Origin of the sequence: Bradyrhizobium sp. SK17, from assembly GCF_002831585.1 — a bacterium.
Classification (GTDB): domain Bacteria; phylum Pseudomonadota; class Alphaproteobacteria; order Rhizobiales; family Xanthobacteraceae; genus Bradyrhizobium.
This window is the reverse complement of record NZ_CP025113.1, coordinates 2,297,859-2,311,016: the sequence shown is the minus strand read 5'-3', so window position 1 is coordinate 2,311,016 and position 13,158 is coordinate 2,297,859. Positions and strand designations below refer to the sequence as shown.

Genomic DNA, 13,158 nt, shown 5'->3' with positions numbered 1-13,158 from the left:
GCTTATTGGCACACCGCCCGTGTCACGAAATTTTCCGCCTTGCAGTCGTTCGGGCCGCGCTTGTGGCCCGGCAAATAGACCAGCGGAGAGCATTTCTCCGTGGTGCTGATATCGATGCCCTTGCCTTCCTTGTATCCGTTGCTCTGGCACAGCCGGTCGGCGCCGATCTTGCAGTCGGGCGCCCCGTTGGCGGCCACCGCGCAGGCCGCGCGCCCGGTCACCATCGTCGAGGGGCGCGCCAGGTTCGACAGGTCGTTGAAGGTCTCGCTCGGGCTCTTCAGCGGCGGCAGCGCCAATTTCGATTTCTCGAACAGTTTTCCGATTTCGTTGATCAGCCCGGGATTCTCGCGCTCGACCGGCGCGGGCGGCAACTCCATCGGCTGCTGAGGCTCCGGCGGCTGCTCCGCGGCCGACTGGACCCCGAGCGCCGGCTGCGCGGCCTGCGCCCGGCCGCGATCGATCGTCGCCAGCATCACCGACAGCGCAAGGCCCGCCAGCACGGCGCGCGATGTTGCGGCGGGAACGAGCCAATCCCTGTTTCTGTCAGCCATCGCGGCGAGCGTAACCCGAAGCCATCGGCAGGCAAAGCCGCAAGCGGCTAGTCATTTTGACGCGTTTTCTTCCCGCGAACCGGAATCCACTTCGCTCGAAAACGCTTCAGATCAGCTTGAATGCGACAACGAAGCCCAGCACCAGCACGATCGCGCCGAGCGCGACCCACAGGCCGAGCCGCTTCTCGAGCTCGGCCCGGATGACGTCGCCGTAGCGGTTGAGCAGCAGCGCGACGAAGAAGAAGCGGCCGCCGCGCGCGACGATCGAGCACAGGATGAAGAGCCAGATGTTGTAGCCGGCAAAGCCCGAGGTGATGGTCACCAGCTTGTAGGGGATCGGCGTCAGCCCCTTCAGCAGGATGATCACGGCACCCCATTCGGCATAGGAGGCGCGGAACGCGTCGACCTTGTCGGAGAGACCGTAGAGATGGATCAGCCACTGCCCGAGCGAGTCATAGAGCAGCGCGCCGATCGCATAGCCGAGCACGCCGCCGGCGACCGAGGCGACGGTGCAGACGGCCGCGAACCACCATGCCCGCTTCGGCCGCGCCAGCGACATCGGCAGCAGCATGATATCGGGCGGGATCGGGAAGAAGGAGCTCTCGGCGAAGGCGACGGCCGCGAGAATCCAGAGTGCGTAGGGCTTGTCGGCCGCCTCGACGCACCAGTCGTAAATCCGTTTCAACATGGGCGCGATGAACCATCATGGAGCGGATTTGTCCATGCCGGGAGTGGGCAGATTTGCGGCGATTTACGGCTGCCGTTTGCGCAGCCGGTTCTCCAGCGCGACAATTCGACGCCGAACCACCGGGACGGGCGCGGTCTTGGACAGGTTCTTGGAGACCTTGACCGGCGACTTCGGCAGCTTCTCGGCGATCCCAAGCAGCCGCTCGCGTCGCTCCATCTCGCGCCACACATGCTCCGGCTTGACGCCAGCCGACGCCCAGAGGACCGTGAGGTTGTAGAGCAGGTCCGCGCTCTCGCGAACGACGGCGTCCGAATTGCCGCTGACGGCGTCGATCACGACCTCGACCGCTTCCTCGGCGAGCTTCTTGGCCATCTTGGCCGGCCCGCGCTGAAACAGCCGTGCGGTGCGCGACGTGGCCGGATCAAGATCCTTGGCCGCGATCACCGCATCATAAAGCCGCTCGATCGAATCACTCATTCTTCGAGCCTAGTCGAAACGCGTCGCCAGCGTGTTAACGGCGCGCGCGACGACAAAAAAATCCACCGGCCTCGAGGCCGGTGGATTGAGTGCTTTGTGACAGTTTCGAGAACCGCCGACGACCTCAGTAAGGCGTATAGGGCAGCTGCGACCGGCGATACCCGCGATAGCCGTAATACGGTCCGCCGCCATAATAGGCCGGGCCACCGTAGTAGACGGGACCGCCGCCGTAATATCCCGGGCCACCGTAATAGCCGTAGGAGTCATAGTAGTCGCGGCGACTCTGGGCAGCGGCGATCGCCAGGCCCGTACCGACGATGCCAGCGAACGCTGCCGCTGCGGCCGCGCCACCGCCGCCACCGCGATAGTAACGGCGCCGCGCGCTGATATCGGTCGCGCCACTCGTGCCGTGTGATGTGGTCATTGCGGCCGCCTTGCCTGCCGGAGCAGAGCCTGCGAAAGCCATCGTCGGCTCAACGGCCGTCAACGCCACCGCGGCAACCGTTGCCAATGCGGCTGCGCGGCCAACAGACGAAAAAACACCTTTTCGCGCAAACATTGCAGTCATCCTTTGTGGAAGCCGGCCCGACGGGCCTTGGTTAGCTAACCACTCCCTCCAGATTAGGTTCCCGAAACCGAACGCAAGCTGAACAACCCAGGGTTAACGCGAGGCAGTCATCGGACGTTCACCTTGCCGGGGACAGAATGCAGGCAAATAACGCTTGAAATTGACGCTTGATATGCACGCCTGCCTGGCGCATTCGGTGTCCTGAAGCAGGCGCAGCCGGCGCGGCACTTTGTCTCGCCTCCCGGACGGTAGGATGCAGGTAACTCGGATCACCATTCTCCGCTGGATACTGGCCGTCGTGATCGGCGTCTCGGGCGGGGCATGGCCGGCCGTCACGCCGCTGCACGCCGGCGATGCACCACAGCCGCTCACCGTCCAGTTGACGCTCGACCGGCCGCTCGATGCCGCCGCGGCCCCGTTCGTGATGGCATCGGCCGGCGGCCTGTTCAGCGCCGAGGGCCTGGCGGTCGGCACCAACATTGCCACCAGTTCGGCGGACGCGATCGCACGTGTCGCCGACGGCGCGAGCGATTTCGCCATCGTCGACATCAATGCGCTGATCCGCTTCCGCGACAAGCCAGGCGCCGCCCCCGTCAAGGCGGTGTTCGTACTGTTCAACCAGGCGCCCTACGCGATCGTTGCCCGCAAGAGCCGTGGCATCAAGACGCTGGCCGATATGGACGGCAAGAGCCTCGGCGTCGCCGAAGGCGACCTCTCGATCCGGCTGTGGCCCGCGATCGCGAAGCAGAACGGCATCAAGCTTTCGAGCGTGAAGCAGAGCACCATCAGCGCGGCGGTGCGCGAGCCGATGCTCTCCGCCGGCCAGGTCGATGCCGTCACCGGGTTCTCCTATCTCTCGGCGATCAATCTGCGCGATCGCGGCGTGCCGGCCGACGATCTCGCTGTGCTGCGCTTCGCCGACTATGGCTGCGAAGCCTATGGCTTTGCCGTGATCGCCAGCCCGCGCCTCGCCGGCGCGAAGCCGGATACGGTCAAGCGGTTCGTGCGCGCGGTGATCGGCGGCACCAACCTCGTCATCAAGGACCCGGCCCGTGCCGCCGGCGAGGTGGTGAACCGGATGGATGGCGGGTCACGCGATCTGGAGCTCGAGCGGCTATCCGCCATCATCCGCGACAATATCCTGACCGCCGAAGTGAAACGCAACGGCATCGGCGGCATCGAGGCGGAGCGCTTCGAGCGCTCGGTCGACCAGCTTGCCGAGGACGGCAAATTCCTGAAGCGGCCGCACACCGCCGACATCTTCGACGACCAATTCCTGCCGCCGATCGACGGCCGGCTGGTGAATTGAGAGCACGCGAATGCATAACTGACGAACTCCGCCAAGTGTTCAGCGTCGTCCTGGCGAAGGCCAGGACCCATTACCCCGGCCGTTTGTTGTTGCGCGACGCCGGGGCCACTATCCCACTCACGATCAAGTTCGGTGCCTATGGGTCCTGGCTTTCGCCAGGACGACCGCGCAGGGAGCAGCTCGCCACAATTACCGTCACCTGAGCATGACGCGCTGTCACCGCTGGCCCTGCATCGCGAACCCTGATTAGATCGTATCCCGCCTGACCGGGCGACCATTGTTCGAGAGTCCCGCCGGCATGTCCATGCTTCGCCTCTATACCCGCGTCCTCGAACTGCTCGGCAAGGAGGCGCGGCTCGGCTGGATCCTCGCCGCCGCCAACTTGGTGCTCGCCGGCGCGCAATTCGCCGAGCCGGTGTTGTTCGGCAAGATCGTCGACGTGCTGTCGGGCCGTCCGGTCACCGGAATGTTCGCGACCTCCTCGGCATGGCCGCTGCTTGGCGCCTGGGCGGCATTTGGCCTGTTCACGATCGGCTGTAGCGCGATCGTAGCGTTGCAGGCCGACCGGCTGTCACACCGCCGGCGTCAGGCGGTGCTGACGAGCTATTTCGAGCACATCCTGCAACTGCCGCTGACCTTCCATTCCGGCACTCATTCCGGTCGGCTGATGAAGGTGATGCTGAATGGCGTCGACGCGCTGTGGCGGCTCTGGATCGGCTTCTTCCGCGAGCATTTCGCCGCGATCATGTCGCTGGTGGTGCTGCTGCCGCTCGCGCTCTACATCAACTGGCGGCTCGCGATCCTGTTGTTCGCGCTCTGCGTCGTGTTCACGGTGCTGACCACGTTGGTGGTGCGCAAGACCTACGGCATGCAGAGCGAGGTCGAGGCCTATTACAGCGACCTGTCGGCGCGCGCCTCCGACGCGCTCGGCAACGTCGCACTGGTGCAGAGCTTCGTGCGGATCGATTCCGAGGTGCAGGGCCTGCGCTATGTCGCCGACAAGCTGCTGGCGGTGCAGATGCCGGTGCTGTCATGGTGGGCGCTGGTCTCGGTAATTACCCGCGCCTCGACCACCATCACGGTGCTCGCGATCTTCACCGTCGGCATCGCGCTGCATAACGAGGGCCTGACCACGGTCGGCGAGATCGTGATGTTCGTCTCGTTCGCCACCATGCTGATCCAGAAGCTCGAGCAGGTGGTGAGCTTCATCAACAATGTGTTCATGGAGGCGCCGCGGTTGCAGGAATTCTTCGACGTGCTCGATGCGGTGCCGGCGGTGCGCGACCGGCCCGGCGCGATCGACCCCGGACGGTTGTCGGGCCTCGTCGAATTCAACGACGTCTCGTTCTCCTATGACGGCAAGCGGCCGGCGATCGAGGATCTCACCCTCACCGCATTGCCGGGCCAGACCATCGCGCTGGTCGGTTCGACCGGCGCCGGCAAGTCGACCGCGATCGCGCTGTTGCATCGCGCGTTCGATCCGCAATCCGGCATCATCAAGATCGACGGTATGGACATACGTGCGATGAAGCTGACGGCGCTGCGGCGAAACATCGGCGTGGTGTTTCAGGAAGCGCTGCTGTTCAATCGTTCGCTCGCTGAGAACCTCCGCGTCGGCAAGCCGGACGCGACCGATGAGGAACTGCGCACCGCCGCGGCCCGCGCCCAGGCGCTGGATTTCATCGAGCGCAGCGAGAAGAAGTTCGACACCCATGCCGGCGAACGCGGCCGCATGCTGTCCGGCGGCGAACGCCAGCGGCTGTCGATCGCGCGTGCGCTGCTGAAGGATCCGCCGATCCTGATCCTCGACGAAGCCACCAGCGCGCTCGACGCGGTCACCGAGGCCAAGGTCAACGCTGCTCTCGACGAAGTGATGAAGGGCCGTACCACATTCGTGATCGCGCACCGCCTCTCGACCATCCGTTACGCCACACGCATCCTGCTGTTCGACCAGGGACGGGTGATCGAAAGCGGAACTTTCGATGAACTGGTCGCAAAAGGCGGCCGTTTTGCCGATCTCGCGCGTGCCCAGTTCATGGTGCAGGAGCAGGCGCGCACCAGCATCGAGACGCCATAAATCGGGCTTTCCAATTGAGGCGGCTGCCGAAATTCAGCCGATTTCGTCCACGATATAATTGGCCGGCCTCTGTTCTCTACTGGCAAGCCGGTATAGGGTTTGCACCGCCGCAACGCGGCGCCGGACACGCTTGAAACCCGAACGTCAATCGCAAGACCTCCTCTTCCCAGAAGGCGGGTCTCAAAGGACCGGAACCGGACTCGTGCAATTTCCTCGCCCGCTGCGCCCGTCGTTGAAATGGATTCTTGCCGTCGCGATGCTCGCGATCGCAACGCCGCAGATGGCGCGCGCCGAGGCGCTACTGGTGGTCGAGGCCGATACCGGCAAGGTGCTGCAAGCCGACAACGCGACGATGCCGTGGTATCCGGCTTCGCTCAGCAAGCTGATGACGGCCTATGTCACGCTGAAGGCGGTCAAGGACGGCCGGGTGTCGCTCGATACGCTGCTCACAGTGTCGCCGACCGCATCGTCGCAGTCGCCCTCGAAGATGGGCTTCCGGCCCGGCACCCAGGTCACCGTCGACAACGCGCTGAAGATGATGCTGGTGAAGTCGGCCAACGACATGGCCGTGGTGCTGGCCGAAGGCGTCGGCGGTTCGATCGACGGCTTTGCCGGCATGATGAACCAGACCGCGCAAAAGCTCGGCATGACGCAGACGAGCTACGTCAATCCGAACGGCCTGCCTGCCGACGGCCAGATCACCTCGGCGCGCGACATGGCGATCCTCGCCCGCGCCATCATCCGCGACCTGCCGGAATACGAGTATTTCGTCCACATCCCCTCGATCCGCTTCGGTCGCCGCGTCACCCAGAACTTCAACAAGCTGATCGGCCGCTATCCCGGCGCCGACGGCTTCAAGACCGGCTTCATCTGCGCCTCCGGCTACAATCTGGTGGCGTCGGCGACGCGCGACGGCAAGCGGCTGATCGCCGTGGTGCTCGGCGCCTCGTCGGGCCGCATGCGCGCGATCCGCGCCGCGCAGTTGCTCGATCGCGGCTTCGCCGGCAACGGGCTGGCATGGCTGCGGCCCTCGCTCGGCACCGTCGACAATCTGGTGCCGATCGATGCCACCCCGCCGAACCTGCGCGAGGAGATGTGCGGCGCCAAGCACAAGCGCCCCGCCAGCGACGAGGACGGCGAGGACACCGTCGCCAATGCCGGAGGCGCCAGCACCAATGGCGACAATGGCGCGAGCTTCTTCGCCTCCGGCCTCCAGGCCGCGATGCCGACCAAGCCGGCCGACATGCTGGCGCAGCCGGCCGCGGCGTCCGAGCCGGTCGTGGTTTATACCGGGCCGACCAAGACCGGCGCCGCGTTGATCGCCGCGGTCGACGCCGACACCGAGAAGATGCAGCCGGCCAAGCGCGCCAAGGGCAAGCACGCCCGCGCCGCAGGCAAGAAGCCCGACGCAGCTGATGACGCCAAGGCCGACGCCAAGAGCGCCTCCAAGCCGGCGGCCAAGCCGGTGCGTCACGCCAACGCCAAGCCGGATGCCGCAGCTGCGAAGCCGGCGGCGGACAAGCCGGCCGCCGCAAAGCCCGCCGGCAAACCGGTGGCGGCAAAGCCGGCCGCGAAGCCGAAAGCCGCGGACAAGCCCAAAGCTGACGCCAAGCCCAAGGCTGACGCCAAGCCGGCCGGCTAGCAGAGCGTCACCCCTCCGATCTCCCCAATGCGTCGATAGCGCGCAGCGGCTTGCCATTGGCCGCGGCATCGCTCAATACTGCTTGAAATACCGCGGCCAAGAATAATGCAACCAAGGCGCGGAAAACCCGGAATCAATCCGGGACATCAGGCAAATTTGAGAGAGGGAAAGACCATTATGGAGCGGATCTGGCTCAAGCATTATCCGGCCGGCGTGCCTGCCGATATCGACGTCACGCAATATTCGTCGCTGGTCGAATTGCTCGAGGAGAGCTTCAGGAAGTTCGCCGATCGCAAGGCGTTCATCTGCATGGACAAGGCGATCACCTATCGCGAGCTCGACGAGATGTCGATCGCGCTCGGCGCCTATCTCCAGGGCAAGGGCCTGCAAAAGGGCGCGCGGGTCGCGCTGATGATGCCGAACGTGCTGCAATATCCGATCGCGACCGCAGCGGTGCTGCGCGCCGGCTTTGCCGTGGTCAACGTCAACCCGCTTTACACCCCGCGCGAGCTCGAGCACCAGCTCAAGGATTCCGGCGCGGAAGCCATCATCGTGCTGGAGAACTTCGCCACCACCGTGCAGAAGGTGCTGCCCAACACCGCCGTCAAGCACGTCATCGTCGGCAGCATGGGCGACCTGCTCGGCTTCAAGGGCGTGATCGTCAATCTGGTGGTGCGGCGGGTGAAGAAGATGGTGCCGGCCTGGTCGATCCCCGGTGCCGTCCCCTTCAACGACGCACTGTCGGCCGGCCGCGGCCTGAAGATGAGCAAGCCAGCGCTGACGCTCGATGACGTCGCCTTCCTGCAATATACCGGCGGCACCACCGGCGTCTCCAAGGGCGCGACCCTGCTCCATCGCAACATCCTGGCCAATGTGCTGCAAAACGACGCCTGGTTGCAGCCGGCGCTGGTGAAGCCGCCGATCGTCGAGCAGATGGTCATCGTCTGCGCGCTGCCGCTCTATCACGTCTTCGCGCTCACCGCCTGCTATCTGCTCGGCATGCGGTGCGGCGGCACCAATCTGCTGATTCCGAATCCGCGCGACATGGCGGGCTTCGTCAAGGAGCTGTCGAAGTACCAGGTCAGCTTCTTCCCGGCGGTCAACACCCTCTACAATGGCCTGTTGAACACACCCGGTTTCGACAAGCTCGACTTCTCCAAGCTGAAGATCGCCAATGGCGGCGGCATGGCGACGCAACGGCCGGTCGCCGAGAAATGGCTGAAGGTCACCGGCATCTCGTTGTCGGAAGGCTATGGCCTGTCGGAGACGTCGCCGACCCTGACGTGCAATCCCGCCACGATCGAGGAGTTCTCCGGAACGATCGGCCTTCCCGTTCCGTCGACCTGGCTCTCGATCCGCGACGACGACGGCAACGAATTGCCGCTCGGCCAGGCCGGAGAGATCTGCGCCAAGGGCCCGCAGGTGATGGCAGGTTACTGGAACAGGCCGGACGAGACCGCGCGCGTGATGACCGCGGACGGCTATTTCCGCACCGGCGACATCGGCGTGATGGACGAGAAGGGCTACACCAAGATCGTCGATCGCAAGAAGGACATGATCCTGGTCTCCGGCTTCAACGTCTATCCGAACGAGATCGAGGAAGTGATCGCGAGCCACCCCGGCGTGCTCGAATGCGCCGTGATCGGCGTGCCCGATGCGAAGTCCGGCGAGGCGGTGAAGGCGTTCGTGGTCAAGAAGGACCCGAACGTCACCGCCGAGGACATCATCAAGTTTAGCGCCACCCAGCTCACCGGCTACAAGGTGCCGAAACAGATCGAGTTCAGGACCGACCTGCCGAAGACCAATGTCGGCAAGATCCTGCGCCGCGAGCTGCGCGACGAGAAGAAGGCCGCGGCCTGACGACATCACGAGCGGGCGTTGGATCGACATGACTGACGCCCGCATCGCGACGCCTGCCGACGTGCTTGCCTTTTGGCGCGAGGCTGGCCGCGATCGGTGGTACACGCGCGACGATGCCTTCGATGCGGAAATCCGCAACCGCTTCCTCGCCACCTGGCAGAAAGCGGCTACCGGCGAAATGTCGTCATGGGAGGCGAGCGACGACGGCGCGCTGGCGCTGACCATCGTGCTCGACCAATTTCCGAGAAACCTGTTTCGAGGCGACGCCAAGGCCTTTGCAAGCGATGCGCTGGCCCGTGAGGTGGCAGGCCGCGCCATCGCGCGCGGCATCGATGCGCGGACCGACCCAGGCTTGCGCGAATTCCTCTATCTGCCGTTCGAGCATTCGGAGGACCTCGACGACCAGCAACGCTGTGTGGCGCTGTTCCGGCAATATGACTGCCACCCTGACAACCTTAGATATGCCGAGGACCACGCCGACATCATTCGCCGGTTCGGCCGCTTCCCGCACCGTAACCGGGTGATGGGCCGCGAAACGACCACGGAAGAACAGGCCTTTCTCGACGCCGGCGGGTTTTCCGGCTGATGACGGAACGGTGACTGCGGTCCGGGATTGCCGTTCTCCCGCGAGGTCGTATTGTGCCGTCCAACCGCCGGGTTTAAGACAATTCAGCTTCACCGAGGGAGAATACCGATGACGATCAATGTTGGCGACAAGCTGCCGGAAACCAAGTTTCGCGTGATGACCGCCGAGGGTCCGCAGGTCAAAACCACCGACGATATTTTCAAGGGCAAGAAGGTCGCGCTGTTCGCGGTGCCCGGCGCCTACACCGGCACCTGCCACAAGATGCACCTGCCGAGCATCTTCCTCAACGCCTACGCCATGAAGAACAAGGGCGTCGACACCATCGCGATCGTCTCGGTCAACGACGCCTTCGTGATGAACGCCTGGAAGCGCGACACCGACCAGCGCGACGAAGCCGTCTTCCTCGCCGACGGCAATGCCGACTTCGCCAAGGCGATCGGCATGGAGCTCGACGCCTCGGGCAACGGCCTCGGCATCCGCTCCCACCGCTACTCGATGCTGGTCGAAGACGGCGTGGTGAAGAAGCTCAACAAGGAGCCGGCTCCGGGCAAGGTCGAAGTCTCCGGCGGCGACACGCTGCTCGGCCAGCTCTGAGCCGACGCCCCAGGCACACTGCCGTCGCCCGGCTTGACCGGGCGACCTGGCACGCCGCGGCCTCTCGTTTCGGCCATCACCGTCTCTGGAATACTGGATCGCCCGCCTTCGCGGGCGATGACAGTTTTGGGCATGGCGATCACCGCGGCCGCGGAATTGTAGGTTAGGTAGAGCGCAGCGAAACCCATCAACTTCGTGCCGGGCATGGAGATCGTGGGTTTCGCTTCGCTCTACCCACGCTACGCAGACGGTTCGCGGCGCGATAGCGCCCCCTACCCCTTCAGCTTCGCCATCGCCACGCCCTCGCGCGCGAGCTCGTCGGCGCGCTCGTTCTCGGCGTGGCCGGCGTGGCCCTTGATCCAGTGCCAGCGCACCTCATGCGGCTTCAATGCGGCGTCGAGGCGCTGCCACAGTTCGACATTCTTGACCGGCTTCTTGTCGGCGGTACGCCAGCCGTTGCGCTTCCAGCCATGGATCCAGCCGGTGATGCCCTGGCGGACATACTGGCTGTCGGTGGTGACGTCGACCACGCAGGGCTTCTTCAACGCCTCCAGCGCCGAGATTGCCGCCATCAGCTCCATGCGGTTGTTGGTGGTATGCGCCTCGCCGCCCTTCAATTCCTTCTCGACATCGCCGAATCTCAGGATCGCGCCCCAGCCGCCCGGTCCGGGATTTCCGGAGCAGGCACCATCGGTGAAGACAATCACATGCGGCTTGTCGCTCACGCCGCGCATCCCGCCGGCGTGATGCCGTAGTCGTTGATGGCAGCGACGCTCTGCTGGAAGCGCAGCTTGCGGACATATTCCAGCGGGTCCTTCGGCTGCACCAGCGCGCCCTCGGGCACGTTGAGGAAATCGACCAGCCGGGTCAGCAGGAAACGCAGCGCGGCGCCGCGCGCGAGCAGCGGCAGCGCGGTCTCTTCCGAAGCCGACAGCGGCCGCCCGCGGCCATAGGCATTGAGCAGCGCACGCGCCTTGGTGACGTTGAAGGAATGATCCGGCTCGAAGCACCAGGCGTTGAGGCAGATCGCGACGTCGTAAGCCAGGATGTCGTTGCAGGCGAACGGGAAATCGATCAGGCCGGACAGCTTGTCGCCGAGGAAGAAGACGTTGTCGGGAAACAGGTCGGCATGGATCACGCCGACCGGCAGATCGGTCGGCCACGCGGCTTCGAGATGATCGAGCTCGCGCGCGATGAAGTCGTGCAAGCCGAGCTGCACGCTGTCGGCCCGCGCGGCGGCGAGATCGAACAGCGGCCGCCAACCGGAGACCGACAGCGGGTTCTTGCGCACCAGCGGAAAGTCGCGGCCGGCGAGATGCATCCTGGCCAGCGCATCGCCGACGCCAGCGCAATGCGCCACGTTCGGCCGCCGCGGCCAGACGCCTTCGAGGAAGTTGATGATCGCCGCGGGTCGGCCGGCGAGCCGGCTGGTGACCTCGCCCTTGCGGTTGCGCGCCGGCTGCGGGCACGACACGCCGCGCGCGGCGAGATGCGCCATCAGCGACAGGAAATACGGCAGGTCGTCCTCCGCCACGCGCTTCTCATAGAGCGTGAGGATGTAGGCGCCCTGGCTGGTGTGCAGCAGGAAGTTCGAATTCTCGACACCCTCGGCGATGCCCTTGTAGGAGAGCAGTTCGCCGATGTCGTAGCTCTTGAGGAATTCCGCGAGGTCTTCGGCGGCAACGTCGGTGTAGACCGCCATATGGTCTATTCCGCCGCGGCAGCGTCGGGCCGCAGCGAACGCGGCAACGGGAAGAACTCGTTCTCTTCCGCGGCCGAGACCGTCTCCACATGCAGTTCGTAACGCTCGGCGAAAGCGCCCATGATCTCCTCGACGATCACTTCCGGCGCCGATGCGCCCGCGGTGATGCCGAGGCTCTTGATGCCTTCGAAGCGCGCCCAGTCGATGTCGCTGGCCCGTTGGGCAAGGATCGCGATCGGGCAGCCCTCGCGCTCGGCGACCTCACGCAGTCGCTGCGAGTTCGACGAGTTCGGCGCGCCGACCACGATCAGCGCATCGACCACCGGCGCCACCTTCTTCACCGCAAGCTGGCGGTTGGTGGTGGCGTAGCAGATGTCTTCCTTGTGCGGACCGTTGACGTTCGGGAAGCGCTGCTTGAGCAGCGCCACGATCTCCGCGGTGTCGTCGATCGACAGCGTGGTCTGGGTCACGAAGGCGAGGTTGTTGGGATCCTTCGGCATGAAGGTCTTGGCGTCCTCGGCGGTCTCGATCAGGGTCACGGCGCCCTCGGGCAGCTGGCCCAGGGTGCCGACCACCTCCGGGTGGTGGGAATGCCCGATCAGCAGGATCTCGCGGCCGCGCTTGAAATGGATCGCCGCCTCGCGGTGGACCTTGGTCACCAGCGGGCAGGTCGCGTCCAGCGAGAAGAAATTGCGCGATTTGGCCTCGGCGGGAACCGATTTCGGAACGCCATGAGCCGAAAACACCACCGGCGCGTTGGTTTCATCGGGGATTTCGGACAATTCCTCGACAAAGATGGCACCCTTGGTCTTCAGGCTGTCCACCACGTACTTGTTATGGACGATTTCGTGCCGGACATAGACCGGGGCGCCATAAATCGTGAGGGCACGTTCGACCGTGTCGATGGCGCGGACCACCCCGGCGCAGAAGCCGCGGGGGGAACAAAGCACGATTCTGAGATCGGGTTTTTTCGCTGACATCAGGCTGTCTCGGGGCAAATTTCGGGACCGAATCACCCCTCGCCGGCGGGCGGGGAACGGCCAGTTAAGGTAAGGACTTGGGGCTGCTTTCGGGCGCTGTCAAGGCGATTTTGCTGGCCCATTG

The 13,158-nt window shown here is 64.8% G+C and carries 13 protein-coding genes; 6 read left to right on the top strand and 7 right to left on the bottom strand.

What is annotated here, in order from left to right; genetic code table 11:
* Positions 1 to 2: 2 nt before the first annotated feature.
* The 4 genes from CWS35_RS10815 to CWS35_RS10800 form a co-directional block, all read right to left on the bottom strand.
* On the bottom strand, positions 3 to 551 hold the full coding sequence (locus tag CWS35_RS10815) for a hypothetical protein (RefSeq protein ID WP_245438935.1): 549 nt from the start codon (positions 549 to 551) through the stop codon (positions 3 to 5).
* A 106-nt stretch (positions 552 to 657) separates the two neighbouring features.
* Complete coding sequence (locus CWS35_RS10810) at positions 658 to 1,239, bottom strand: YqaA family protein (protein ID WP_024579089.1); 582 nt, start codon at positions 1,237 to 1,239, stop codon at positions 658 to 660.
* Positions 1,240 to 1,302: 63 nt separating this feature from the next.
* Positions 1,303 to 1,716, bottom strand: coding sequence for a phosphoribosyl-ATP diphosphatase (gene hisE / locus CWS35_RS10805; protein ID WP_024579088.1), 414 nt, complete (start codon positions 1,714 to 1,716; stop codon positions 1,303 to 1,305).
* Positions 1,717 to 1,840: 124 nt separating this feature from the next.
* Positions 1,841 to 2,275 carry a hypothetical protein gene (locus CWS35_RS10800; RefSeq protein ID WP_024579087.1) on the bottom strand — a complete coding sequence of 145 codons (435 nt, stop codon included), beginning with the start codon at positions 2,273 to 2,275 and terminating at the stop codon, positions 1,841 to 1,843.
* Between the two features lie 262 nt (positions 2,276 to 2,537).
* Here CWS35_RS10800 and CWS35_RS10795 point away from each other — a divergent pair, with 262 nt between their 5' ends.
* The 6 genes from CWS35_RS10795 (at position 2,538) to CWS35_RS10770 (ending at position 10,352) form a co-directional block, all read left to right on the top strand.
* Positions 2,538 to 3,593 (top strand): ABC transporter substrate-binding protein, encoded by a 1,056-nt coding sequence (locus CWS35_RS10795; protein WP_100951887.1) that lies wholly within the window; start codon positions 2,538 to 2,540, stop codon positions 3,591 to 3,593.
* 298 nt (positions 3,594 to 3,891) lie between these two features.
* Entirely contained in the window at positions 3,892 to 5,670 is a 1,779-nt protein-coding gene (locus CWS35_RS10790; protein WP_024579085.1) for a glucan ABC transporter ATP-binding protein/ permease, read from the top strand.
* Between the two features lie 256 nt (positions 5,671 to 5,926).
* Positions 5,927 to 7,312, top strand: a complete 1,386-nt coding sequence (locus CWS35_RS10785) for a D-alanyl-D-alanine carboxypeptidase family protein (RefSeq protein WP_168226451.1) — start codon at positions 5,927 to 5,929, stop codon at positions 7,310 to 7,312.
* Between the two features lie 177 nt (positions 7,313 to 7,489).
* Positions 7,490 to 9,172: a long-chain fatty acid--CoA ligase gene (locus tag CWS35_RS10780; protein ID WP_024579083.1), complete on the top strand. Its 1,683-nt coding sequence runs from the start codon at positions 7,490 to 7,492 to the stop codon at positions 9,170 to 9,172.
* Positions 9,173 to 9,200: 28 nt separating this feature from the next.
* Positions 9,201 to 9,758, top strand: a complete 558-nt coding sequence (locus CWS35_RS10775; RefSeq protein ID WP_100951885.1) for a DUF924 family protein — start codon at positions 9,201 to 9,203, stop codon at positions 9,756 to 9,758.
* A 108-nt stretch (positions 9,759 to 9,866) separates the two neighbouring features.
* Positions 9,867 to 10,352 (top strand): peroxiredoxin, encoded by a 486-nt coding sequence (locus CWS35_RS10770; RefSeq protein WP_024579081.1) that lies wholly within the window; start codon positions 9,867 to 9,869, stop codon positions 10,350 to 10,352.
* A gap of 272 nt (positions 10,353 to 10,624) precedes the next feature.
* Here CWS35_RS10770 and rnhA read toward each other — a convergent pair whose 3' ends face one another.
* From rnhA to ispH, 3 genes are read right to left on the bottom strand one after another with little or no spacing between them, the layout of a single operon-like run.
* The gene (gene rnhA, locus CWS35_RS10765; protein ID WP_192827256.1) at positions 10,625 to 11,086 is read right to left on the bottom strand and encodes a ribonuclease HI; all 462 of its coding nucleotides are present in this window, start codon (positions 11,084 to 11,086) and stop codon (positions 10,625 to 10,627) included.
* Positions 11,074 to 12,054 (bottom strand): homoserine kinase, encoded by a 981-nt coding sequence (locus CWS35_RS10760; protein ID WP_100951884.1) that lies wholly within the window; start codon positions 12,052 to 12,054, stop codon positions 11,074 to 11,076. Before CWS35_RS10760 ends, rnhA begins: the two co-directional genes overlap by 13 nt.
* A 5-nt stretch (positions 12,055 to 12,059) precedes the next feature.
* On the bottom strand, positions 12,060 to 13,034 hold the full coding sequence (gene ispH, locus CWS35_RS10755) for a 4-hydroxy-3-methylbut-2-enyl diphosphate reductase (RefSeq protein ID WP_024579078.1): 975 nt from the start codon (positions 13,032 to 13,034) through the stop codon (positions 12,060 to 12,062).
* Positions 13,035 to 13,158: the final 124 nt, after the last annotated feature.